21 protein-coding genes are annotated in these 23,714 nt (G+C 72.0%); 9 read left to right on the plus strand and 12 right to left on the minus strand.

Annotated features, from left to right (window positions below; translation table 11 throughout):
- Positions 1-3: 3 nt before the first annotated feature.
- The 3 genes from C8P66_RS05945 to C8P66_RS05955 all read left to right on the plus strand — a co-directional run bounded on the left by C8P66_RS05945 (position 4) and on the right by C8P66_RS05955 (position 2,488).
- Positions 4-1,032 (plus strand): MlaD family protein, encoded by a 1,029-nt coding sequence (locus C8P66_RS05945; protein WP_111397234.1) that lies wholly within the window; start codon positions 4-6, stop codon positions 1,030-1,032.
- Positions 1,032-1,658 carry an ABC-type transport auxiliary lipoprotein family protein gene (locus tag C8P66_RS05950; RefSeq protein WP_111397235.1) on the plus strand — a complete coding sequence of 209 codons (627 nt, stop codon included), beginning with the start codon at positions 1,032-1,034 and terminating at the stop codon, positions 1,656-1,658. Before C8P66_RS05945 ends, C8P66_RS05950 begins: the two co-directional genes overlap by 1 nt.
- A gap of 161 nt (positions 1,659-1,819) precedes the next feature.
- Positions 1,820-2,488 carry a hypothetical protein gene (locus C8P66_RS05955; protein ID WP_111397236.1) on the plus strand — a complete coding sequence of 223 codons (669 nt, stop codon included), beginning with the start codon at positions 1,820-1,822 and terminating at the stop codon, positions 2,486-2,488.
- 130 nt (positions 2,489-2,618) lie between these two features.
- Here C8P66_RS05955 and C8P66_RS05960 read toward each other — a convergent pair whose 3' ends face one another.
- From C8P66_RS05960 to C8P66_RS06000, 9 genes are all read right to left on the minus strand, one after another.
- Positions 2,619-3,461, minus strand: a complete 843-nt coding sequence (locus tag C8P66_RS05960) for a hypothetical protein (protein WP_111397237.1) — start codon at positions 3,459-3,461, stop codon at positions 2,619-2,621.
- A 105-nt stretch (positions 3,462-3,566) separates the two neighbouring features.
- The gene (locus C8P66_RS05965; RefSeq protein WP_111397238.1) at positions 3,567-4,250 is read right to left on the minus strand and encodes an energy-coupling factor ABC transporter permease; all 684 of its coding nucleotides are present in this window, start codon (positions 4,248-4,250) and stop codon (positions 3,567-3,569) included.
- Between the two features lie 26 nt (positions 4,251-4,276).
- Positions 4,277-4,915: an FMN-binding negative transcriptional regulator gene (locus C8P66_RS05970; RefSeq protein ID WP_342768006.1), complete on the minus strand. Its 639-nt coding sequence runs from the start codon at positions 4,913-4,915 to the stop codon at positions 4,277-4,279.
- Positions 4,908-5,624, minus strand: a complete 717-nt coding sequence (locus C8P66_RS05975; RefSeq protein ID WP_111397240.1) for an ABC transporter ATP-binding protein — start codon at positions 5,622-5,624, stop codon at positions 4,908-4,910. Before C8P66_RS05975 ends, C8P66_RS05970 begins: the two co-directional genes overlap by 8 nt.
- Complete coding sequence (locus C8P66_RS05980) at positions 5,621-6,424, minus strand: ABC transporter ATP-binding protein (protein WP_111397241.1); 804 nt, start codon at positions 6,422-6,424, stop codon at positions 5,621-5,623. Before C8P66_RS05980 ends, C8P66_RS05975 begins: the two co-directional genes overlap by 4 nt.
- A complete protein-coding gene (gene livM / locus C8P66_RS05985) occupies positions 6,421-7,701 on the minus strand; it encodes a high-affinity branched-chain amino acid ABC transporter permease LivM (protein WP_111397242.1) in 1,281 nt (426 codons plus the stop codon). The genes C8P66_RS05980 and livM overlap by 4 nt, the downstream gene beginning before the upstream one ends.
- Entirely contained in the window at positions 7,698-8,609 is a 912-nt protein-coding gene (locus C8P66_RS05990; RefSeq protein ID WP_111397243.1) for an ABC transporter permease subunit, read from the minus strand. The genes livM and C8P66_RS05990 overlap by 4 nt, the downstream gene beginning before the upstream one ends.
- Before the next feature lie 59 nt (positions 8,610-8,668).
- Positions 8,669-9,838 (minus strand): pyridoxal phosphate-dependent aminotransferase, encoded by a 1,170-nt coding sequence (locus C8P66_RS05995; protein WP_111397244.1) that lies wholly within the window; start codon positions 9,836-9,838, stop codon positions 8,669-8,671.
- Positions 9,838-11,163 (minus strand): gamma-glutamyltransferase, encoded by a 1,326-nt coding sequence (locus C8P66_RS06000; RefSeq protein WP_158537110.1) that lies wholly within the window; start codon positions 11,161-11,163, stop codon positions 9,838-9,840. Before C8P66_RS06000 ends, C8P66_RS05995 begins: the two co-directional genes overlap by 1 nt.
- On the opposite strand from C8P66_RS06000, the gene C8P66_RS06005 reads away from it, so the two are divergent.
- Genes C8P66_RS06005 through cueR form a run of 4 tightly spaced genes read left to right on the plus strand, consistent with a single transcriptional unit; the run spans position 11,162 to position 16,119 of the window.
- Positions 11,162-12,568, plus strand: a complete 1,407-nt coding sequence (locus tag C8P66_RS06005; protein ID WP_158537111.1) for a M48 family metalloprotease — start codon at positions 11,162-11,164, stop codon at positions 12,566-12,568. The two genes, C8P66_RS06000 and C8P66_RS06005, sit on opposite strands and share 2 nt — an antisense overlap.
- Positions 12,565-13,314 carry a DsbA family protein gene (locus C8P66_RS06010; protein ID WP_111397246.1) on the plus strand — a complete coding sequence of 250 codons (750 nt, stop codon included), beginning with the start codon at positions 12,565-12,567 and terminating at the stop codon, positions 13,312-13,314. The genes C8P66_RS06005 and C8P66_RS06010 overlap by 4 nt, the downstream gene beginning before the upstream one ends.
- Before the next feature lie 58 nt (positions 13,315-13,372).
- The gene (locus C8P66_RS06015) at positions 13,373-15,697 is read left to right on the plus strand and encodes a heavy metal translocating P-type ATPase (RefSeq protein WP_111397247.1); all 2,325 of its coding nucleotides are present in this window, start codon (positions 13,373-13,375) and stop codon (positions 15,695-15,697) included.
- Positions 15,694-16,119, plus strand: coding sequence for a Cu(I)-responsive transcriptional regulator (gene cueR / locus C8P66_RS06020; protein ID WP_111397248.1), 426 nt, complete (start codon positions 15,694-15,696; stop codon positions 16,117-16,119). The genes C8P66_RS06015 and cueR overlap by 4 nt, the downstream gene beginning before the upstream one ends.
- On the opposite strand, the gene C8P66_RS06025 is transcribed toward cueR, so the two are convergent.
- Together C8P66_RS06025 and C8P66_RS06030 are read right to left on the minus strand one after the other, a co-directional pair.
- Positions 16,100-16,423: a hypothetical protein gene (locus C8P66_RS06025; protein WP_111397249.1), complete on the minus strand. Its 324-nt coding sequence runs from the start codon at positions 16,421-16,423 to the stop codon at positions 16,100-16,102. The two genes, cueR and C8P66_RS06025, sit on opposite strands and share 20 nt — an antisense overlap.
- A 112-nt stretch (positions 16,424-16,535) precedes the next feature.
- A complete protein-coding gene (locus C8P66_RS06030) occupies positions 16,536-19,715 on the minus strand; it encodes an Rne/Rng family ribonuclease (RefSeq protein WP_170141559.1) in 3,180 nt (1,059 codons plus the stop codon).
- A gap of 641 nt (positions 19,716-20,356) precedes the next feature.
- Here C8P66_RS06030 and C8P66_RS06035 point away from each other — a divergent pair.
- Entirely contained in the window at positions 20,357-21,130 is a 774-nt protein-coding gene (locus tag C8P66_RS06035) for an N-acetylmuramoyl-L-alanine amidase family protein (RefSeq protein WP_245903257.1), read from the plus strand.
- A 174-nt stretch (positions 21,131-21,304) separates the two neighbouring features.
- On the opposite strand, the gene C8P66_RS06040 is transcribed toward C8P66_RS06035, so the two are convergent.
- Positions 21,305-22,510, minus strand: coding sequence for a tetratricopeptide repeat protein (locus C8P66_RS06040; RefSeq protein ID WP_111397252.1), 1,206 nt, complete (start codon positions 22,508-22,510; stop codon positions 21,305-21,307).
- Between the two features lie 44 nt (positions 22,511-22,554).
- Between C8P66_RS06040 and C8P66_RS06045 the strand changes: the two genes are divergently transcribed.
- Positions 22,555-23,712: an OpgC family protein gene (locus C8P66_RS06045; RefSeq protein ID WP_158537112.1), complete on the plus strand. Its 1,158-nt coding sequence runs from the start codon at positions 22,555-22,557 to the stop codon at positions 23,710-23,712.
- The last annotated feature ends 2 nt before the right edge of the window (positions 23,713-23,714 follow it).

The raw sequence follows: 23,714 nt of genomic DNA on the forward strand, positions 1-23,714 counted from the left end.
ACCATGGCGGCCCCCCGCACCCTCTACGCCCGCGTCGGCGCGCTGATCCTGATCGGGGCGGCGCTCGCGGTCGGCTTCGTGCTGTTCCTCACCTCCGCCCGGCTGGGGGAGGGCGCGACCGTGCTCGAAACCTACCTCTCCGAATCCGTCACCGGCCTGGATGTCGGCGCCGCGGTCCGCTTCCGCGGCGTCGCGGTCGGCCGGGTCACCGCCCTGCGCCTGGCGGCGGCGGAATACGAACGCCCGGCCGAGAGCTCCTTCAACGCCGCCTTCCGCCGCGTGGTGGTGCGCTTCGCGATCGACCCCACCGCGGTGGGGCAGAGCGCGCCCTCGCTGGAGGAAGCCGTCCGGCTCGGGCTGCGGGTGCGGCTCGCGAGCCAGGGCATCACCGGCGTGAACTACATCGAGATGGATTTCGTCGATCCGGCCCGCTTCCCGCCCAACCCCTTCCCCTGGACGCCGAAGAATCCGGTGGTGCCGGCGATGCCCTCCACCGTCGCGCAGGTGCAATCGGCCGCGGAGCAGATCCTGACCCGCATCGAGCAGGCGCCCATCGACAACATCCTGCGCGACGCCGGGGCGATCACCTCCAGCGTGCGGGCGCAGCTGACCGATGGCGATCTGGCGCAGACGCTGCATGAGGTGCTGGCGACCATGAAGACGCTGCGGGACACCATCGTCGCCGCCGACCTGCCGGGGGCCGTGGCCGATCTGCGCGGCGTCGCGACCGATACGCGGGCGCTGATCGGGGGTGCGGAGGTGCGCGCGACCCTGGCCAATACCGCCGCCGCCGCCGCCGACCTGCGCCAGGCCATCGCCCGCCTGCCCGCCGCCATCGCGGGCGTGGAGCAGGCGGTGCGGACCATCCGCAGCACCGCCTCCGACACCCAGGCCGATATCGGGCCGGTGCTGCGCGAGCTGCGCGCCACCGTCTCCAACCTGCGAGACACCACCGAGCAGATCCGGCGCGCCCCGTCCCAGGCCATCTGGGGCGCCCCGCCGCCGCCGCCGACCAACCGGGACCGCCGCTGATGATCCTCGCCCGACGCACCGCCTTGCTTGGCCTGCCGCTGCTGGCCGGCTGCTCGGTCTTTCCCGACCGCCCCTATGTCGAGGTCCTGCGCTACCCGTTGCAGCCGGTCCGCGGCACCGTCCGCGCCCCCGCGCGGCCGCCGCGCCGCACCTTGCTGGTGCGGCTGCTGCGCTCGGCGCCGGGGACGGAGCTGCGCGGGCTGCGGACCATCCGCGCCGATGGCACCGAGCGGCTGGACCCCTATGCGGAATGGGCCGCCCCGCCGGCCGAGCTGATCGAGGAGGCGGCGCGGCGCTGGCTCGCGGGCGCCGGCCTCTTCGCCGGCGTGGTGGCCCCCGGCACGCGGGCGCGCCCGGACCTCGTGCTGGAATGCGAGGTTACGGCGCTGGAGGCGGATCTGCGCAACGGCCAGGCCCGCGCCGGGCTTGCGGCCGTGCTGCTGGCCGAATCCCCCAGTGGCGGCGACGGGCGGCTGCTCGGGCAATGGGCGGTCTCGGGCGGGGCGCCGCTGGCGGCCTCGACCGATCCCCACGGCCCGCCGCCGGGCGCCATCGCCACCGCCTGCACCGAGGCGCTGGCCGGGGCGCTGACGGCGCTGGAAAACGCGATCGCCCCCTTCGCCTGACCTTTGATTTGCAGAGAGGGCGTTAACCTTTCGAGCACGCTTGCGGCGGTAGTCTCAAAATCAGAGACGGCGCCGCATGTGGTGGGATGGATCGGACGGGTTCGGCACAAAGCCACCCCCTCCGGCCCCCATCGCCCCGCAGGCGCCGGGAGAGACGCCGCATGTCCCCGAGCCCTTGCCTGGCAGCCGCCGCCGCCCCTCCGCGTGGCGATGCCTGGGACAGCATCTGGGCCGAGTTCGACGGGCGCGCCCCGTCCGTGGCCCCGCCCGAGGTGGCGCCGGCCCCGCGCCCGCCGATCCGGGCCCGCCGGCGCTGGCGCGGGGTGATGGCCCTCGCCCTGGCGATGCCGGCGGCCTGGCTGACGGAACCCACGCTGGTCGCGGCCGGGCTTTTGAAGGGGCTGGCGCGGCAGGATATGGGGGCGCTGACCGAGCGCACCGACTGGTCCGCCGTGACCCCCACCCTGGCCCGCGACCTGCGCGCGGCGGGCGGGCAGGGGCATGGCGCCGGGGCGGCGCGCTTCCTCGACATCATGGCGGGGGAAATGGCCGAGGCCTGGCAAAGCCCCGCCCGGCGCGATGCGGTGCTGCACGCCCGCACCGGGGCGGGGGCGGCCGATCTGCACGCCACCCGCGCCGAGGCGCCGGGGCGGGTGGTGCTGGATCTCGGCCGGGCGGGCGATGCGGCACCGGCGCTGAGCGTGGTGCTGTCGATGACCGATCCGGCACGGCTGGGCTGGTCCGTGACCGGGCTGCGCTTTGCCGAGGCGGCCGGGCCCGGCGCGCCGCCGCCGCCGGTGGCGATGCGGCCGCGGCTGGTGGCGTTTTAGAGTACTTTCAGCTCAGGTGGAGCTACCCCAGAGCGTTTTCCGTTCGCTTGCGCTCACTTCCACTGCTCTAGCCTGTTGTTTTGTCGCATTTTCCGAGTCGTCAGGCGATTCCGCCTGACTTGAAAATGCTTTAGGCTACGGACGCCAAGCGGGCCTTGGCGGTATCGGTCGGGTTTATCTTGTACCAGAGGTTGGCGTAATACTGCGTCCGCTGGGTCACCAGATGGTTGTAATTGGCCTTGACCGCATGGAGTGTGTCGTCGGCCGGCGCAAACATGACAACGCTGTTGTTATGCGTCTGCTGCGCGATGGTCTCACAATAATCCCAGGAGACCCAACCGCGTTCCATATGCGGATTCGCGACCCATTGCTCGCCGATATGGCGCTGGGCCGGCTTGAAACGCATGTAGTGGGTGTGGATGTCGAGCGCCTCGGCTTTCGGCGCCGGGTTGATATTGAGCATGAGGGTCAGCGCCTTGCGGCGGATATCGGCATGTGGACTGATCTCATAGCCGTCGAGGTATTTCTGCAGGCCGAAATCGAAGGTGCAGGCCTTGGTGTCCAGGTTGAACTTCTGGGCCAGGGCGTCGCTGAAGGCAGGTGAGCGGAAGAAGGCGTCCAACTCGCGCAGGGCAGGAGTCTCGGGCGGGTGTTGCAGGCGCAGGGTCACGCCGAAGCCTTCGCAATTGCCGTTGTTGATGTCCTTCTGGCGTTTGCGGTCTCGGTGCCAGTTCAGGTAGGTCGGCAGATCGGTGGTGGTTCCGGGGAATTGGATTTCCTTGTAGCCGAGTCCGTGCAGGGCCTCGATCAGCGCTTCGTCGCTCCCGACTGGCTGCACATCGATCTCAGGCGCGCGGATCAGGACCTGGAAATCGGCCTCGTTCAGGACATTCTCGATGTAGAGATGGCGAAAGGGCACCTCGGTGAAGGGCGAGGCGGCGATGCGGTCAAGGATATAGTCGTACCGGCTCACGGCCTGTCTCCATCGGGCTTAATAGTAAAACAGTAATATTGCGGAATTTTATCGTTCTGGGTGTGCCGCGTCAAGAAACGGGGGCCCAAACCCCCCCGCAGGGCTTCATCCCGCCGCGTGACGCAGCCGGGCACTGAACCAGGGCGTCCGCCCCGTCGCCGCCCAGGCCTTCGCCCCGGCCAGCACCGCCAGATCGGCCAGCGGCTCGACCAGCAGCACGGTCAGATAGGCCGCGCCGAAGGAGCCCACCGCCGCGAGGTTCGCCGCGCCGAAGCCCTGCCCATAGACCGCCCAGAACGCCACCCAGGCGATGATCCCGCCCTGGCAGGCGGCCGACAGCGCCAGCGCCTGCCCGTAGCCCACCTCCACATAAGGCGTGCCGGCCGGGATGATCCGCTTCGCCAGCCGGCTGACCCCCCAGATCGGCACCAGCAGCGTCGTGACGTTCATGCCGTATTGCGGCAGGTCCCAGGGCGCGAAGAACACCCCCTGCACCAGCAGCCCGGCTGCGAGCCCGACGGCGGCGGGGCCAGCGCCGAACAGCAGGAACAGCGTCGAGCCCAGGATGAGATGCACCTCCGACACGCCCATTGGGTAATGCGGCAGGATCTCGAAGAAGCTGAACACCAGCGCCGTCGCCGCCGCCCCGCGCAGGGTGAGCGCACCGACTCCGCCATCCTGGCGGATGGTGTCGCGGGCCATCTTCGCGGCGAGGCCGACGGCCCCCGCGGCGGTCGCATGGCTCAGGACGAGTTTCGCGCCATCGACGACGCCGGGTTCGATATGCATGCCGTGCTCCTGCTTTTGGCCGATGGTCAGCCGGGGATCAGCGCCCCGGTCTCGCGGTCCCGGTGGTCCTCGCTGGCGGCCAGCCCGGCGGCGACGCCCGCGCGATCGGCCGGCCCCCGGTTCTGCGACATCTTGCGCTTGCCAACCAGGCTGGTGATCCGCAGCCGCAGCCCGGTGATGCCCTTCAACTGGCCGGCGACGAAGGCGGCGGGCGCATCCGTCACCGCCCAGGGCGAGGCTTGGGCGGCCTCATGCCGCTGGGTCAGGCGGGTGACGACCTCATGCAGCCGCGCCGGATCGTCGAAGACCTCGACCGGGCCGCTGGCATGGACCGCGACATAGTTCCAGGTCGGCACCACGCGGCCGTGCTCGGCCTTGCTCGGATACCAGTTGGGCGAGACATAGGCCTCCGGCCCCGTGAAGATCGCCAGCGCCTGACCCGCCGCCACCAGGGCGCGAAGCTGCGGATTGGCCTTCGCCAGATGCCCGACCAGCGCGCCATGCGGCCCGTCCTCCGGGTCGAACAGCAGCGGCAGATGCGAGGCGCTGGGCACCCCGTCCTCGCCCTGGCAGACCAGCAAAGCGAGGCGCGCGGCCTCGATCATCGCGCGGATCTCGGCCGGGTCCTCCACGCGGAACTGGGTCGGCGTGTACATCTCAACCATGGCCACCGCCGAGATAGGCATCCTGCACCTCGGACCGCGTCATCAACTCGGCGCCGCTGCCCTGCAAGGTGATGCGGCCATTCACCAGCACATAGCCGCGATGGGCCAGGCGCAGCGCCTGGAAGGCGTTCTGTTCGACCAGCAGCACGGTCAGCCCCTCTTCCTCGTTCAACCGGCGTATGGCGCCAAAGATCTGCCGCACAATCAAGGGGGCAAGGCCGAGCGAGGGCTCATCCAGCAGCAGCAGCCGCGGGCGGGACATCAGCGCCCGGGCGATGGCCAGCATCTGCTGCTCCCCGCCCGAGAGCGTGCCGGCGCGCTGCCCGGCGCGCTCCAGCAGGATCGGGAACAGCGCCCGCGCCTGGGCGAGGCCGGGGGCGGGGTCATGCCCCGCGACCTCGGCGCCCATCAGCAGGTTCTCGTTCACCGTCATGCGCGGGAAGATGCGCCGCCCCTCGGGCGATTGGGCCAGCCCTTGGCGCATGATCAGATGCGTCGGCAGTGCGGTGATGTCCTGCCCATCGAAGACGATGCGCCCGGTGCGCGCGCGCGGATCGCCGCAGATGGTCATCAGCAGGGTGGATTTGCCGGCGCCATTGGCGCCCACCAGGGTCACGATCTCCCCCTGGCCGACATGCAGGGAGACATCCTCCAGCGCCTGCACCGGCCCATAGCCGGCGGAAATGCCTTCCAGGGACAGCAGACTCATGCCGGCTCATCCTCGCCGAGATAGGCCGCGATGACGTTTGGATCGGCGCGGATTTCGGCCGGGGTGCCCATGGCGATGCGGGCGCCATGGTCCAGCACCACGATCTTGTCGCTGATGCCCATGACCACGCCCATGTCGTGCTCGATCAGCAGCACGGAGCAAGGATCGGCCCCGGCCGCGGTGCCGTCGCGGATGGCGCGGACCAGCTGCGACAGGGCGGCGGATTCGCGCGGGTTCAGCCCGGCGGCGGGCTCGTCCAGGCAGAGCAGCCGGGGGCCGGTGCACATGGCGCGCGCGATCTCCAGCCGCCGCTGGGCGCCATAGGGCAGCGAGCCCGCGGCATCATCGGCGCGGTCCAGCAGGTCGGTCGCCTCCAGCCAGGCGCGGGCGCGCTCCACCGCCTCGCGTTCGGCCGCCGGGTAGCGCGACAGGCCGAGCACCGCGCCGATGCCGAACCAGCTTGCCGCCATCAGCCGCCGGTGCTGCGCGACCAGCAGGTTTTCGAGGCAGGTCATGCCCCCGAACAGGCGGATGTTCTGGAAGGTGCGCGCGACGCCGGCGAGCGCGATGCGGTGGCCGGGCAGCCGGTGCAGCGCGGTCTCGCCCAGCATGATCCGCCCCGAACTCGCGCGGTAGAAGCCGGTGATGCAGTTGAACAGCGTGGTCTTGCCGGCGCCATTGGGGCCGATGACGGCGGTGATGTCGCCGGGCTCGGCGGTGAAGGAGACGCCATCGACCGCCGTCAGCCCGCCGAAGCGCATGGTGACGGCATCGACGACGAGGCGGGTTCCCTGCGTCATCCCTGGCCTTGCCCCACGAGGCCACCGCCGATGGCTTTTCGCGTGCCCAGGGCGATGGTGGGCGTGCGGTCGCCCACCAGCCCGCGCGGCTTCACCACCATGATGACCACCATGGCCATGCCGAAGACCAGCATCCGCCACTCGTCCAGGCCGCGGAACAGCTCGAAGCCGCCGATCATCACCAAAGCGGAGATCGCGATGCCCAATTGGCTGCCCAGGCCCCCCAGCACGACGATCGCCAGGATGATGGCACTTTCGCTGAAGGTGAAGGATTCCGGGCTGATGAAGCCCTGCCGCGTCGCGAAGAAGGCCCCGGCAAAACCGCCGAAGGTCGCCCCCAGCGCGAAGGCGGTGAGCTTGGTGTTGCGGACGTTGATGCCAAGCGCCCGGGCCGCGATCTCATCCTCGCGCAGCGCCTCCCAGGCGCGGCCGAGCGGCTGGCGGCGCAGCCGGATCGAGACCCAGTTGGTCAACAGCGCCAACGCCAGGATCAGATAATACAGGAAGATCACCCGCTGCACCGGCGAGGGCTCGATCCCGAAGAAATGCGCGAAGGAGCCGGGCTCGCCACCCGAGGAGAAGGGCAGCCCGAAGAAGGAAGGGCGCGGAATCCCGCCGATCCCGTTCGGCCCATTGGTCAGGTTGGTCCAGTTCAGCAGCACGATGCGGATGATCTCGCCGAAGCCGAGCGTCACGATGGCAAGGTAGTCGCCCCGCAGCCGCAGCACCGGGAAGCCCAGCAGCACCCCCCACATCCCCGCGATCAGCCCCGAGAGCGGCAGGCAGACCCAGAAGGACAGGCCGAATTCCTGCGCCAGCAGCGCATAGGCATAGGCGCCGACCGCGTAGAAGGCGACGTAGCCAAGGTCCAGCAGCCCCGCCAGCCCGACCACGATGTTCAGCCCCCAGCCGAGCATCACATAGGTCAGCACCAATATGCCCAGGTCCAGCTCGTACCGCCCCGTTCCCGGCAGGAAGGGCAGCAGCACCGCCAGCGCCAGCAGCGCGGGCGCGACATAGCGGCCGGAGCGGGCCATGACGCGCGCGACGCGGCGCGGCGTCTCGGCGGCCGTGGGGCGGCGCCGCGCCTGCCAGGCGATGATCGCGAGCCGGCCCAGGAGCACCAGCCCGACCAGCACGGCGACGATGCCGAAATGCGGCTCGATCCGCAGCGGCCCGGTCGGCCCCGGTGCTGTCCGCAGGCCGACCACCGGGACAAAAAGCACGGCGGCGACCGCGGCGCAGAGGGTGGCGTCCTTCAGGGCCGCGCCGTTCATACCTTCTCGACTTCCTGCCGCCCCAGCAGGCCGGTGGGCAGGAAGATCAGCACCAGGATCAGGATCGCGAAGGCCGCCACATCCTTGTACTGGATGGAGAAATAGGCGGACCAGAAGGTCTCGATCAGCCCGATCAGCAAGCCCCCCAGCACCGCGCCGGGCAGGCTGCCGATGCCACCCAGCACCGCGGCGGTGAAGGCCTTCACCCCGGCGGTAAAGCCGATGAAGAAGTTGATCACCCCATAGCGCAGCAGGAACAGGAACCCCGCCACCGCCGCCAGCGCCGCCCCGATCAGGAAGGCGAGGCTGATGGTGCGGTTGGTGTCCACGCCGAGCAGCCCGGCCATCTTGCGGTCCTGCTCCACCGCCCGCATCGCCCGGCCGAGGGGCGTGCGGGTGACCAGCACGGTGAAGCCGGCCAGCACGATCAGGGTGGTGATGACGATCAGGATCTGGATCCAGCTTACCGCGACCACGAAGCCGGCATCCCCGGTGAAGATCGTCAGGCTCCCGGTGACGATCGCATCGATCGGCTTTTCACGCGCCCCCTGGGCCAACTGCACGTAGTTCTGCAGCACGATGCTCATGCCGATCGCCGAGATCAGAGGCGCCAGTCGGAACGAGCCGCGCAGGGGTTTGTAGGCGATGCGCTCCACCGCCAGCCCGTACATGGCGGTGATCCCCATGGCGAAGACCAGCACCAGCAGGATCGCCGCCGGCCCGTCGATCCCCCCCGCCAGCAGCAGCAGCCCGACCAGGGAGACGAAGGCGCCGACCATGAAGACATCGCCATGGGCGAAGTTGATCATGCCGACGATGCCATAGACCATGGTGTAGCCGACCGCGATCAGCCCGTAGATCATGCCCAGCGAGATGCCGTTCACCAGTTGCTGCAACGCGTAGGCCATGCAGGGTCTCCGCCGGGTCGAACCGTCACGCTAACCCAGCGTGGCGTGGCAGGGAACGACTAACGCCCGAGCCAGCGCCGCAGCCGGCCCGGGGCCGCCGCCATATCCTCCTCCGGCCCGCAATACGAAAACCGCACATAGCGCGCCCCCCGCGCGCGGTCGAAATCCACCCCCGGCGTCGCCGCGATCCCCGCCTCGGCCAGCATCCGGGCGCAGAATTCGGTGCTGTCGTTGGTCAGATGCCCGACATCGGCCCAGAGGTAGAAGGCGCCATCCGCCGGCGCCATCCGGTTGAACCCCGCCCCCGGCATCGCCGCCAGCAGAGCCGCGCGGCTGCGGGCGTAGCGCGCGCGGTTGGCCTCGCATTCCTCGACGCAGTCCATCGCCGCCTCGGCCGCGACCTGGGCGATGTGCGGCGCGCTGATGACCATGTTCTGCGCCAGGCACTCCACCGGGCGGACCAGATCCTGCGGCAGCAGCAGCCAGCCGATGCGCCAGCCGGTCATGGAGAAATACTTGCTGAACGAGTTCACCACGATGGCCGAGGGCGAGAACGCCGCCGCCGTCGCCTCCGCCGTCCGGCCCCAGGACAGCCCGTGGTAGATCTCGTCGGAGATCAGCCGCACCCCCTTGGCATCGCACCAGCGGGCGATGGCGGCCAGATCCTCCGGCGCGAGCATGGTGCCGGCGGGGTTGCAGGGGCTGGCGATGATCAGCCCGGCGGGGGGCGGGTCCATCGCCTCCAGCATCGCGAGCGTCGGCTGGAAATTGGTGCCGGCATCGGCCGGCAGCAGTTTCGGGACCATCCCCAGCGCCACCAGAATATTGGCATAGGGCGGGTAGAAGGGGGCGGCCATCGCGACCTCATCGCCCCGGTCGAAGGCCGCCAGGAAAGCGAGCGGAAACGCGCCCGAGGCCCCCACCGTCACCGCGACCTGGGCGGGGGCGGCGGCGTGGCCGTATTTCTCCGCATAATGCCGCGCGATCCGTGCCCGCAGCGAGGGCAGCCCAAACGCCTCGGTATAGCCCATCGGCGCGCCGGCCCGCAGGGCGGCGATCGCCGCCTCGGCCGCCCCCCGCGGCGCGCCGGTGCCGGGCTGGCCGACCTCCATGCGGATGATGCCGGGCTCGCCCGGCGCCAGGGACTGCGCCCGCGCATTGGCGGCCGCGATCACATCCATGACCAGGAAGGGGGGCGCCAAAGCCCCCCGACCAACCTTCAGCGCCATCAGTCGAGCGTGCCGAGCGCCACCCCGAACCCACGCGGATCGACGGCGGCCGTGCATTGCTCCGACTGGCCCGGCAGATAGCGCGGGCAGGAGGCGACGAGCCCCCGCGCCGGATCGGGCAGGCCACGCAGCGCCTCGGTGGCGGTGGCGCCGCGCAAAGCGGCGGCCAGCGGGGCCGCGGCGCCCAAGGGCGCGCCCGCCTGCCCGGTGCCGACCGAGGCGGCGCGGAAGGCGCGCAGCGGGCCGTTGGAGGCGATCGCCGCCGCCAGCAGCGGCGGCTGGATCTGCCCGACACCCGGGGCGGCGGCGAAGAGGAAGCCCAACCCCTGCGCCACCCGCCCGGTGCCGAACAGATTGTTCATGCTGAAGGCGCAGCTCACCGCCATGCCATCGCGGTCCACCACCAGCATACCGGCGGAGGCGGGCAGGGTCGCGCCGCTGGTCGCCGCACCCGGCAGGGCGCGGAAGGCGGCGGCGGCGGCCGTGCCGCCCGGATTCGGCAGCCAGGCGATGCTGTCGCCGGTCGAGGTCCCGGGTGTGACCAGCGGCTCACCGATCGTGGGGACGGCGGCACGCATCTCGGCCACGGTCAGCATGGCGCCGGCATGGGCGGAGACCGCCTCGACCCGCCGCGCCAGGTTGCCCTGGTGCAGGTCGCCGACGCCGGCGGTCCGCAGCGTCGCCAAGGTCGCCGCCAGATCGGGCTGCACGAGGCGCCCCCCCTCGGCCAGCGGCTGCCCGCCGGGCGAGGCGAAGATCAGCCGCGCCCAGGGGTCGGCCGCGAGCGGCACGCCCGCGATCGCCAGATCCGCGCCCAACGCGCGGGAGACATCGATGCCGAAGCGCGCGGCCTGTTCGGCCGGGATGACCAATTGCTCGAAGGGCAGCTTGCCGCCCCGCGTGTGCAGCGCGAACAGCCCGCGGGCCATCATCGGCACCGCCGCCGGGCGATCCGCCCCTTCGGGCACCGAGGCGCGGGCGCCGGCCGGGAAGGTCACCGATTCGGTGACGCCGCGGGACGGCAGGAACACGAGGCAGGCGCCGCCGCCGCCGATCCCGGCGCGGGAGGGCAAGGTGACGCTGAGCGCGAAGCCCCCCGCCACGGCCGCGTCGATGGCATTGCCGCCGGCGGAGAGGACATCGCGCGCCACCACCGCCGCACGCGGCTCATCCGCCGCCACCTGGCCGAGGAAGCCGCGCACATAGCCGGTCTCCCCCGGCACCGGGCCGGTGTTGGAGGCCGTGCCGCAACCGGCCAGGGCCAGGATGGACACGAGAGCCAAGGCTGGCCGCTGCCCGCCCCGCTGGGTTAGGGTGCCACCCATGAACCGGCTGGCCCTCTGTTTCGCCGCGCTGATGCTCATGGTGTCGGCCCTGTATCCCCAAGCGGCGACGGCACAAGGCACGTCGCGTGTTACCACGATCCGGGACGCTGAGACGGAGAGCCTGCTCCGTACCTTCGCCGATCCGCTGTTCCGCGCCGCCGGCGTCTCGCCATCCGCGGTTCGCATCACGCTGATCCAGGACGCGGCGATAAACGCCTTCGTCGCCACCGGCAACCGCATGTTCATTCACACGGGGCTGATCCAGAAGGCGGAGGGCGCCGAGGAGCTGCTCGGCGTGCTCGCGCATGAGACCGGGCACATCGCCGGCGGGCACCTCGCGCGGCTGCCGGAGGAGATGCGGCTGGCCATGCTGCGCTCGGTCGCGGCCATGCTGCTGGGCGGTGTGGCGGCGGCCGGGGGCGGGGCGGACGCGGGGATGGCCATCGCCCTCGGCGGCACCCAGATGGCGCAAGGCTCGCTCTACGCCTTCACCCGGCAGCAGGAGCAGGCGGCGGATCAGGCCGGGGTCAGCTACCTCGAACGCAACGGCTGGTCGCCGCGCGGGCTGACCGTGCTGCTGCAACGGCTGCTGGACCAGGAGCTGCTGGCGGTGGGCCGGCAGGACCCGTATTTCCGCACCCACCCGCTCTCCCGCGACCGGCTGGAGTATGTGCAGGAGGAACTGGCCCGCAGCCCGACCAAGGACGCGGGCATCCCCGCCGAATGGCACCAGCGCTACGCCATGGTCCGGGCCAAGCTGGATGGCTTCCTGGCCGCCCCGGCGGTGACGCGGCGGCGGTATCCGGCCAGCGACACCTCCGCCCCCGCCCGCTACGCCCGCGCCATCGCCGATTTCCGCGCGGGGCGGATCGATGCCGCCGTCGTCGCGTTGGACCAGCTGATCGCCGAGGACCCTCGCAGCCCCTGGCTGCAGGAGATGAAGGGCCAGGTGCTGTTCGAGGGCGGGCGCCCGGTGCAGGCGCTGGACCCCTATCGCGCCGCCATCCGCATGGCCCCCGGTGCCGCGCTGATCCGGCTGTCGATGGCCCGCGTGATGATCGAGACCGGCGACCCGCTGCTGCTGCGCCCCGCCGTCACCGAGCTGGAGTCGGCCCTGGCGACCGAGCGGGACAATGCCTTCGCCTGGCGCCAGCTCGGCATCGCCTATGGCCGCCAGGGGCAGATGCCACAGGCCGATCTGGCTTTGGCCGAGGAAGCCCTGCTGGAGGGCGACTACCCCCAGGTCCGCTGGCTCGCCACCCGCGCCGAGGCGGCGCTGCCGCCGGGGCCCACACGTCTGCGCGCGCAGGACCTGCGCAATGCCGCGCAACGCGATAACATGACGCGCGATGAACGCGATGCGGATGACGCCGCGCGACGCCGCCAGGGGATTCCGCGCCGATGACCACCACGTCCCGCCGCCGCCTGATCCTGGGGCTGGCGCTGGCGCTGCCGGGCCTGCCGGCGCTGGCCCAGGCCCTCACGGAAGCCCAGCGCGCCGAGGTGGTGGAGGTGCTGCGCCGCGCCCTGCGCGAGGACCCGAGCATCCTGCGCGAGGCGATGATCGCCTTGCAGCAGTCCGAGGCCACCGCCGCCGCCGACCGTCAGCGCGCGGTGATCCTGGCCCATGCCGATGCGCTGTTCCGCGATGCCGCCGATCCGGTGCTCGGCAATACCTCGGGCGATGTGACCATCGTCGAGTTCTTCGATGCCCGCTGCGGCTACTGCAAGCAGATGCACCCCGCGATCACCGCCTTGCTCGCCAAGGATCGCGGCGTGCGGCTGGTGCTGAAGGACCTGCCGATCCTGGGGCCGAGCAGCGTGGTCGCGAGCCGCGCCCTGCTCGCCGCCCAGCGCCAGGGCCGCTACGCGGCGCTGCACGACGCGCTGATGCGGCTGAACGGGGAGCCGAGCGAGGCCGTCCTGCGCGTCCAGGCCGAACATGCGGGTGCCGATTGGGCGCGGCTGCGGCGGGATATGGACGACCCCTCCATCCAGCGCCGCATCGCCGCGAACGTCGCGCTGGCCCAGACCCTGGGGATCGAGGGCACCCCGGCGCTGGTGATCTCCGGCACCCATGCGCTGGTGCCGGGGGCGGTGGATCTGGCGGCGCTGGAGCGGCTGGTCGCGGAGTCGCGCGCCGCCTCTTGACCTTCCCATGATGGGAACCCTCATCTGATCCTGGCGCGCGCCGCCGGGAGATTTTTTCATGACCACCACCAGCCTCGATCTTGGAATCGGGGGCATGACCTGTTCGGCCTGCGCCGGGCGGGTGGAGCGCGCGGTGCGGGCGCTGCCCGGCGTCGCGGCGGCCTCGGTCAACCTCGCCTCGGAACGGCTGCGGGTGACCCTGGCCGAGCCGCCGGCCACGGCCGCGGCGGTGGCGCAGGCGGTGTCCAAGGCGGGCTACGAGCCGGCGCTGGCGAGCCTGGACCTGGATGTGACCGGGATGACCTGCGCCTCCTGCTCCGGGCGGGTGGAGAAGGCGCTTCGGGCGGTGCCGGGGGTGCTTTCGGCCACGGTGAACCTCGCCAGCGACCGCGCGCGGGTGACCATGACGGCGCCGGCCGATGCGGCCGCGCTGGTCGCGGCGGTGACCCGCGCCGGCTATGGCGCGACGGTGCCGGAGGCGGCCGCCCCCGCCGCCCCGCGCTCCGACCTCTGGCCGGTGCTGCTGGCCTGCGGGCTGGCGCTGCCGATGATCCTGATGCCCTTCGGGGTGCATGTGATGCTGCCGGGCTGGCTGCAACTGGCGCTGGCGGCGCCGGTGCAGCTCTGGCTCGGCGCGCGCTTCTACCGCGCGGCCTGGGGCGCGTTGCGGGCGGGGACCGGCAACATGGACCTGCTGGTGGCGCTCGGCACCTCCTCCGCCTTCGGGTTGAGCCTCGTGAACCTGTGGCGGGGCGGGGATCTGTATTTCGAGGCCTCGGCGGTGGTCATCGCCCTGGTCCTGCTCGGCAAGCGCATGGAGGCGATGGCGCGGCGGGAGACGGGGGCGGCGATCCGCGCCCTGGCCGCGCTGCGCCCCGCCACCGCCCGGCGGCGGCTGGATGGGGTGGAGCGCGCCGTGCCGCTGGCCGAGCTTGCGATCGGCGATCTGGTGGTGGTCCGCCCCGGCGAGGCGATCCCGGTCGATGGCACGGTGCTGGAGGGCGTCTCCCAGGTCGATGAGGCGCTGCTGACCGGCGAGAGCCTGCCGATCGCCAAATCCCCCGGCGATGCGGTGGCGGGGGGGGCTGTGAACGGCGATGGCCAGTTGGTGGTCCGCACCACGGCGCTCGGCGCGGAAAGCATGCTCGGCCGCATCATCCGCCTGGTGGAGGACGCCCAGGCGACCCGTGCCCCGGTGCAGCGGCTGGTGGACCGGGTGGCGGCCATCTTCGTGCCCGTGGTGGTGGGGATCGCGCTGGTGACCCTGGCGGGCTGGCTCTGGGTGGGGGCCGGGGTGGATGTGGCGCTGCTGCATGCGGTGGCGGTGCTGGTCATCGCCTGCCCCTGCGCGCTCGGCCTCGCGACGCCCGCGGCGATCATGGCCGGCACCGGGGTCGCGGCGCGGCATGGCATCCTGCTGCGGGATGCGGCGGTGCTGGAACAGGCGCTGGCGGTCACGGTGGTCGCCTTCGACAAGACCGGCACCTTGACCGAGGGCCACCCCAGCCTGGTCGCCATGGAACCCGAGGATGACGCCATCCTGGCCCTGGCGGCGGCGGTGCAGGCCGGCAGCCTCCACCCGCTGGCCCGCGCCGTGACCGGCGAGGCGACGCGGCGCGGCCTGCCCATCCCCGCCGCGACCGCCGCCCGCGCCCTGCCGGGCCGGGGCGTGCAGGCCGAGGTCGGCGGCCGCACCCTGGTGCTGGGCACCGCGCGGCTGATGGGGGAGATGGGACTGGACATCAGCGCTTTCGCCGCCCGCGCGGCGGCGCTGGAGGCGGAAGGGCGCAGCCTCTCCTACCTGGCGGAACCCGGGACGGTGCTCGGGATGTTCGCCTTTGGCGATTCGATAAAGCCCGAGGCCGCGGCGGCCCTGGCCGCGCTGCGCCGGCAGGGGGTGCGCAGCCTGCTGCTGACCGGCGACAGCGCCGGCAGCGCCGCCGTGGCCGCGCGCGCCCTGGGGATCGACGAGGTCGCGGCCGGGCTGCTGCCGGGCGACAAGGCGGCCCGCATCGCCGCCCTGCGCGCGGCGGGCGAGGTCGTGGCCATGGTCGGCGACGGCATCAACGACGCGCCCGCGCTGGCGGCGGCGGATCTGGGGATCGCCATGGGCTCGGGCAGCGATGTCGCGATGCAGACCGCGGGGATCACCTTGCTGCGCGGCGATCCGGGGCTGGTCCCCGCCGCGCTTGAGATCGCGCGGAAAATCCGCACGCGCATCTGGCAGGGGCTCGGCTGGGCCTTCGTCTTCAATGCGCTGGGGCTGCCGCTCGCGGCGTTTGGGCTGCTCAGCCCGGTGTTTGCCGGGGCGGCGATGGCGGCGTCCTCGGTGACGGTCGTGGTCAATGCGCTGTCGCTGCGCCGCTGGAGGCCGACCCCATGACCGCGACCATCGGCGAGGCCGCCGCGGCCTCGGGCGTTTCCGCCAAGATGATCCGGCATTACGAGGCGATCGGGCTGATCCCGGGGCCGCCCCGATCCGAAGCCGGCTACCGCCATTACGACGGGCCGGCGATCCACAGCCTGCGCTTCATCCGCCGGGCGCGGGACCTCGGGTTTTCATTGGAGGAAGTGGGGCGGCTGCTGGCGCTGTGGCGCGACCGCAATCGCGCCAGCGCCGAGGTGAAGGCCGTGGCGCTCCAGCACATCGCCGAGCTGGAGGCCAAGGCCGAGGCTTTGCACGCCATGGCCGCGACCCTGCGGCACCTGGCGGCGCATTGCCATGGCGACGAACGGCCCGACTGCCCGATCCTTGAGGATATGGAGCGGGGCCAGGCCGCGGGCGTCAGCTTGCCGGGAAGATGATCTCGCCCATGCCGACCGGCCTGAAGCCGGCGCTGCCGATGTTGGAGGTGCCGGTGACCTGGCCGCCGGCCGCGTTCTGCCAGACGCAGGTGATGACGGATTGCTCGGTCAGCGAGCTGGCCGGGACCACCGCCGGCGTCGAGGGCAGGCGGTAGACCACCTTGCCTTCATGCGTCACCTCGCAGGTGGCGGAGACCGGGGTCACGATCCGCACGTCGGACGAGGCCCGACGGTCGGGCTCCGCCGCATAGGCGGCCAGGGAGAGAAGGGTGGCCGCGGCGGCGAGGCTGTAGGTGGCGAACATGATGAAAACACCTCCGAACGAATGAATGGGTCGTCCTGGAAGCGCGCCAGCCGGGTGAATGGTTGCAACACGGGCCCGGGAGCGGCGCTGCCGCCCCCGGGATGCTGTTCGGTCAGCGGTTCCACCAGCCCTTCTTGCGGGGGGCGGCGGCATCGGCCTCGGCACCGATGACGATGGGCTTCACCAACGGGCCCTGGGCCGGCTCCTCGCCGGGCTCCGGTGCCACGGCCTCGGCGGCGGCTTCCACCACCGGCTCGGCCGGGGCCACGGGCGGCGCTGCCTCAGGGGCGGGTGCCTCCAGGACGGGTGCCTCGGGGGCCGGCGCCTCAGGGGCCGCAGCCTCCGGGGCCGCCGCCTCAGGGGCCGCCACCTCCGGGGCAGGCGCGTCCGGGGCGCGGCGTGGGGCGCGGCGTGCCGGGGCCGCCACCGCGGCCTCGGCGGCTGCTTCCGCCGCGGCCATCACGTCGAAGATGTCGTCCAGCGTGCCGGCGAAGGGATCGGCCGGCGTCGGACCCGCATAGCGCGGGGCGACCGGGGCGGAGGGCGCCGGCGGCGCCGCGGCGGGGACGTCCTCCGCGCCAGGCTCGGCGCCGTCCTCGGACTCCGGCTCACCGCTGGCGCGGCCTTCCATCTCCTCACGCCGGCGACGGCCGCCACGGCGGCGGCGGCGGCGGCGCTGGGCCTCCTCGGCCGCGGCGGCATCGCTTTCGGCGTTGGGCTCGGTGCCATCGCCAGCCGGCGTGGCCGCAGCCTCGCTTGCTTCAGCCTCGCCTGCTTCGGCCTCGACCCGCGCGGGGCGGGGTTCACGCGGCGGGCGAGGGGTCTCGTCGCGCGCGGGGCGCGGCTCGGCCCCCTCGGCGGCCTCGCCATCCTCACGCCGGCCACCACGACGGCGGCCACGGCCACGGCCGCGGCGGGCGCTGTCGTCACGGGCGCGCGGGGCGTCCGCCCCGGCCTCGGCCTCGGGCGCCTCCTCGACGATCTCCTCCTCCTCCAGCTCGGCTTCCTCAACCGGTTCGGTGGCGGCGGTGTAGTCCATCCGCAGCGCCGAGCTGGGTGCGACCGGCAGCGGTGCGTTCGGATTGGCGGCCTTGGTCCGCTCGATGCGGAAGGCGGCGCCAAGCGCGGTCGGGTCGGCCTCGAACAGCACGCACATGCCGGTGCGGGCCTCGATCGCGGTCAGGCGGTCGCGCTTGCGGTTCAGCATGTGGATGGCGAGCGACGCGGACAGATGCACCCGGATTTCCGAGGCCCGGCGACGGGCGCCCTCTTCCTCGATCCCGCGCAGCACCTGGAGTGCGGCGCTGTCCTGGCCACGGACGATGCCGAGGCCCTGGCAATGCGCGCAGGTGATGAAGGCGTGTTCGGTCAGCGAGGGACGCAGCCGCTGGCGGCTCATCTCCAGCAGGCCGAAGTGGCTGATGCGGCCGACCTGGATCCGCGCGCGGTCGTGGCGCAGGGATTCCTTCAGCTTGCGCTCGACGAGCGCATCGTTGCGGGCGGATTCCATGTCGATGAAATCGATCACGATCAGCCCGGCGAGGTCGCGCAGCCGCACCTGGCGGGCGATTTCCTCGGCCGCCTCGGTGTTGGTGCGCAGCGCCGTGTCCTCGATGTGCCGGTCGCGGGTGGCGCGGCCGGAGTTCACGTCGATGGCGACCAGCGCCTCGGTCTGGTTGATGACGAGATAGCCGCCCGACTTGAGCTGGACGGTGGGCGACATCATCGCATCGAGGATCTGCTCGACGCCGTTCTTGGCGAACAGCGGAACCAGCGGGTCCTGATGCAAATGGATCTTGCGTTCCTGCCCAGGCATCAGCATCCGCATGAAATCGCGGGCTTCTTTCCAGGCATCGTTGCCGGCAATCACGATTTCCTCGAAATCGCGGTTGTAGACGTCGCGCACGGAGCGCTTCAGCAGGTCTGCTTCCTCATAGATCAGCGCGGGCGCGGCCGAGGAGAGGGTGCGTTCGCGGATATGGTCCCAAAGCTGGACCAGATATTCGCAGTCGCGCTTGATCTCGGGCTTGGGCCGGGCGGCGCCGGCGGTGCGGACGATCAGCGACATGCCATCGGGCAGGTTCACTTCCTCGACGATCTCGCGCAGGCGGCGGCGATCGGTCGCGGAGGTGATCTTGCGCGAGACGCCGCCGCCACGCGGGCTGTTGGGCATCAGCACGGAGTAGCGGCCGGCGAGCGAGATGTAGGTGGTCAGGGCCGCGCCCTTGCCGCCGCGCTCTTCCTTGACGACCTGCACCAGCATGATCTGCCGGCGGCGGATGACTTCCTGGATCTTGTAGTGGCGCAGCAGGCGCGAGGGCACGCGGCGCTCGCGGGCTTGGTCCTCGCCGCGGTCGTCCTCATCGGCGTCCTCGCCACCCATGGTCTCGGGGGGAGGGGTGTCGTCGGCGCCGTTGTCGACCTCGACGGGGCCGGGGCGGTTGTTGTCGCGGCTTTCATGGCGGCGGCTGGAGCGGTGGGGCTCGCGCTCGCCGTTCGGCTCGGCCTGGGCCTGCGGCTCGGCCTCATCCGCGGCGGCGGTCGCCTCGGGTGCGGTGTCGCGGGCTTCGGCGCCAGCGGCTTCGGCGGTGTCGTCTTCGGGGGCGCCGTGGCGCACCTCCTCATTCATCGACATCGGCTGGGCGCGGGGCGGCGCGCCAGGGGTGGGCTCGCCAGGGGGGGGCTCGCCAGGGGGGGGCGCCTCGGCCACCGGGGGTTCGGGGGCGGCTTCAACCGGCGCGGCGTCCGGGGCGGCAGCCTCGACCGGCGCCACCTCTGCCGGGCCAGCTTCGATCGGTGCGTCCTCGACCGGTGTGTCCTCCTCAGGGGCGTCCTCGGCGGCGGCATAGGGCTCGAAGGCGGCGGGGATGCCGGCCTCGGCCAGGACCTCGGCGGCCAAGGTGTCGCCATTGGCGGCGGCGGCCTGGAGCGATTCCTCCAGCGCGCTGGCCAAGGCGGCCTCATGCGCCGCATCCATCTCGTCCCGCGCCGCGTCCTCGGCCGCTTCGGCCGCCTGCATCTTCAGCAGACGTTCACGATCGGCGACCGGGATCTGGTAGTAGTCAGGATGGATTTCGCCGAAGGCGAGGAAGCCGTGCCGGTTCCCGCCGTATTCGACGAAGGCGGCCTGGAGGCTGGGCTCCACCCGGACCACCTTGGCCAAATAGATATTGCCCTTCAAAGGCAGACGGTCCGAGGATTCGATATCGAAATCATCGAGGCGGCTGCCGTCAAGCACCACAACCCGGGTTTCCTCGGGGTGGGATGCGTCGATCAACATGCGCTTGGTCATGGCGCGGGGTGCTCCCTGCCCCGGCGCGTGTCTCGCGTCGCGGGGCGGCAAGGGGTGGCGATCCCGGGGGGGTGACGGCACGGCACGACCTGGCGCTGCATGCGGCGCATGGTGCGGGCCCGTCCTTTCCCTCGGCGGGCCGCACAGGATGCGGCGGCCCGGTGGCGATACGCCGTGCTGGGTCGTGCCCCGGAAAGGCCCCGCAGCCCTTGAGGGCCACAGGCACGGTCGGGCCAGCAGCAGGCGCGCGAGACTATGACCTGACACGTCAGGTCGATCGCGCACCGGTTCGCGTGCGGCGGCGCCATCGGGGCTGCTGACGAACGGGCGGGCCCCTGCCAGAAAAGCGGGGTCGCTCCATGCCTGCAAGGCGCGGCCGCCCACCCCGTTTTCAGGGGCCATACGAGGGCGAAAGCCGATTGTGGTCCCCGACCCGGGTGAGGGTGGAGGCAAGCGACGTGCCGACGCGTCGGAGCGGCCTGCCCCGAATGCGCCGCCGGCGGCGCGTGCCGCCGGGGCGTTACACCATAGGCAGCGTCGCGCGACGGCGCAACCGGTCGGATTGGCGCACGACCTATGGTAGCCTCGCGCCATACGACTCGCCTCGCAGAGGCACCCCAAAGCCGGACAAGCGCGCCCCCGTGACCCTGCACCGACGCCAATTCGCCGCCCTGATCCTCGCCATCGCCGGCATCGCGCCGGAGGAGGCCCTGGCCCAGGGCAGACGGCCCGCCCGCCGGGCGCCGCTGCCGCTGGTGGTGCTGGACGCGGGCCACGGCGGCCGCGATCCCGGCACCATCGGCACCGCGCGCCGCACCCGAGAGAAGATCATCACCCTGGCCGCGACGCTGGAGCTGAAGCGGCAGCTCGAACGCGGCGGCCGCTGCCGCGTCGCGGTGACCCGGTCGCGCGACGTTTTCGTGTCGCTCGGCCGGCGCGTCGATTTCGCCCGGCAGCGGCAGGCGAAGCTGTTTGTGTCCCTGCACGCCGATAGCGCCCCGGGCGCGCGCGGCGCCAGCGTCTATACCCTGAACGACCGCGCCTCGGACGCGCTTTCGGCCAATCTGGCGCGGCGGGAGAATGACGCCGACCGCGCCGGCGGGCTCAACATCCCCCCCGTCAGCCTCGAGGTCGCCCGCATCCTCATCAGCCTGGTCCAGGCCGAAACCCGCGCGGGGTCGGACCGCATGGCCCGGCTGACGGTGGATTCCCTCGGCGATGCGGTGCCGCTGCTGCCCAATACCCACCGGCAGGCGGGCTTCGCGGTGCTGAAGGCGCCGGATATCCCCTCGGTGCTGGTCGAGATGGGCTTCCTCTCCGATGCGCGGGACGAGGCGGCGCTGCGCCGGCCGGACCATCGCGCCAAGGTGGCCCAGGCGCTGGCGCGCGGGATCCACGCCTTCCTGGCGGCGTGATGGGAGGGCGTCGCCCTCCCATCACGCCTCCAGGAAACCGGGTTTCCTGGACCTTCCCCGCTTAAGGGGCGCTAAGGCATTTTCAAGTCAGGTGGAGTCACCTGACGACTCGGAAAATGCGGAAAAACAACAAGCTAGAGCGGGTGGAGTGAGCGCAAGCGAACGGAAACCGCGCTAGCGCCGCAACACGAACAGCGTGCCGGCCACCGGCACGCCCTGTTCCTCCCGCAACACCGCCGCATCCTGGGCCAGCACCGCGAAGCCCGCGGCCTCGGCCAGCCCCGCCACATGCGCGGGCGCGTGGCGGTAGCGCATGCCGGGGCCGAGGGCGTAGGGCGCCACATCCCCCGTCTCCAGGCTGAAGGCGGCGATCCCGCCGGGGCGCAGCGCGGCGGCGATCAAGGGCAGCACCGGCGCCAGGTCGCCGAGGTAGTTCAACACATCCGCCGCCGCCACCAGATCCCAGGCCCCCGGCCGGGCGGGCAGGAATGCCATCAGATCGGCCTCGTGCAATGCGGCATAGATCCCCCGCGCGGCGGCGGCGGCCAGCATCCGGGGCGAGAGGTCCACCCCCTCCATCCGCGCGGCGAAGGGCTGCAGCTCCACCCCCGACAACCCGGTGCCGCAGCCGAGGTCGAGCACCTGGCGGCTGCCATCCGCCGCCACGCCGCAGGCCCTGAGCGCGCCGGCGAGCAGCAGCGGCGTGCCATAGCCGAGCCGGCCCTGGAGGTCGGCGTCGAAGCGCGCGGCATATTGGTCGAACAGCCCGCGCACGTAATCGGCCGGCGCCCGGTCCGGCGCCGGGCCCTGGCCGAGGGCCGCCAGCAGGAACCGCGCCTGCCGCGCCAGGGCGGCATCGGCCCCGGCGAGGGCCAGCGCCGCCTCGGCCGCCGCCTGCGCGCCCAGCGGGTCGCCCGCCTCGCGCCGGGCATGGGCCAGGGCCAGATGCGCCTCCGGCACCCGGGGATCGGTGGCGATGGCACGGGCGAGGGGCTCCAGCGCCCCGGCCGCATCCCCGCCCGCGGCCATCGCCTGGCCAAGGTTGCGCCAGGCCATGGCATTGGCCGGATCGGCCCTGACCGCGGCCCGCAGCGCTGCCACCGCACGGGGCAGGTGCCCGGCCTCAGCCAGGCTCGCGCCGAAATTCAGCAGGAACACCGCATTGCCCGGCCGCGCCCGCACCGCCGCCTCGGCATAGCGCAGGGCGGCGGCCAGATCGCCCTGTTGCCGGGCCGCCACGCCGAGCAGGTTCAGCGCATTCGCATCCCCCGGCCGCGCAACCAGCACGGCCTTGTAGCGTTGCACCGCGCCGGCCAGATCGCCGGCGGCATGGCGCCGCGCAGCTTCCCGCAGCGTCGCCTCCGCATCTGCTTGCGCCATTGCCACGCCCCGCCCAATACACAGCCAATCGAGGGACGATGCGCATGGACGGGCTGATACGCCAAGGGCGCGACCTGCGGGCCGACCTTGCCCGTGGTTTTTCCCTCTGGGCGATCTTCGTGAATCACATCCCGGGCAACTGGCTCGGCTATGTCACCACCAAGAACTGGTCGCTGGCCGATGCGACCGAGGCCTTCGTGCTGCTCGCCGGCTTCGCCGCCGGCATCGCCTATGGCCGGGTCATGGACCGCCAGGGCTGGTTCTTCGCCGCCAGCCGCGTGATGGGCCGGGTCTTCACCCTTTATGTGGCGCACATCTTCCTGCTGGTCGTGTTCACCGCCCAGGTCGGCTACTCGGCCGCGGCGTTGGACAGCATGGCCTATCTGGATGAGCTGCACCTCGACCCCTTCACCGACAATGCCTACCAGGCGCTGCTGGAGGCGCTGATGCTCAGCTACCAGCCCTCCTTCCTCAACATCCTGCCGCTTTACATCGTGCTGCTGGCGATGCTGGCGCTGGCCCTGCCGCTGCTGCGGCGGCGGTGGCTGATGCTGGGGATCTCCGCCACGGTCTATGCCGCAGCACGGCTCTGGTCGGTGAATTTCACGGCCTGGGGCGGGGGCGGCTGGTTCTTCAATCCGCTCGCCTGGCAGTTGCTGTTCTTCTGCGGCTGCGCCATGGGCTACCGCCCGCCGGATGGCGCGCCGCTCTCGGTGCCCTGGCGGCGCTGGATCGCGGCGCTCTGCATGGTGCTGCTCGCCTTCTCCTTCTTCGCCGTGATCCTGATCTTCTTCCGCTGGGACTGGGCCGAGGCGACCCTGCCGGAGGCGCTGGCCGGCTTCATCGCCAGCATCGACAAGACCGCGCTGCATCCCATGCGCCTCGCCTGCATCCTGGCCATGGCCTACCTCTTCGCGCATCTGGTCCCGGCCTCCGCCGCCTGGCTGCGGGCGCGCTGGGCGCAGCCCTTCGTGCTGATGGGGCAGCAGGCGCTGCCGGTGTTCTGCTGCGGCATCGCCTTGTCCTTCTTCGGGCGCCTCGCTCTCGAACGCTCCGATGCGCTGGGGATGCAGGTGGCGGTGAACCTCGTCGGGGCCGCGGGGCTGATCGGGGTCGCGCTGCTGACGGGCTGGTATGGGGTGGAGATGCGGACCCTCCGCAAATCCTCCTTGCCGGTTCCCGTCACGACCGATAGGACGTAAAG

The organism is Humitalea rosea (assembly GCF_003253705.1).
Classification (GTDB): Bacteria; Pseudomonadota; Alphaproteobacteria; order Acetobacterales; family Acetobacteraceae; genus Humitalea; species Humitalea rosea.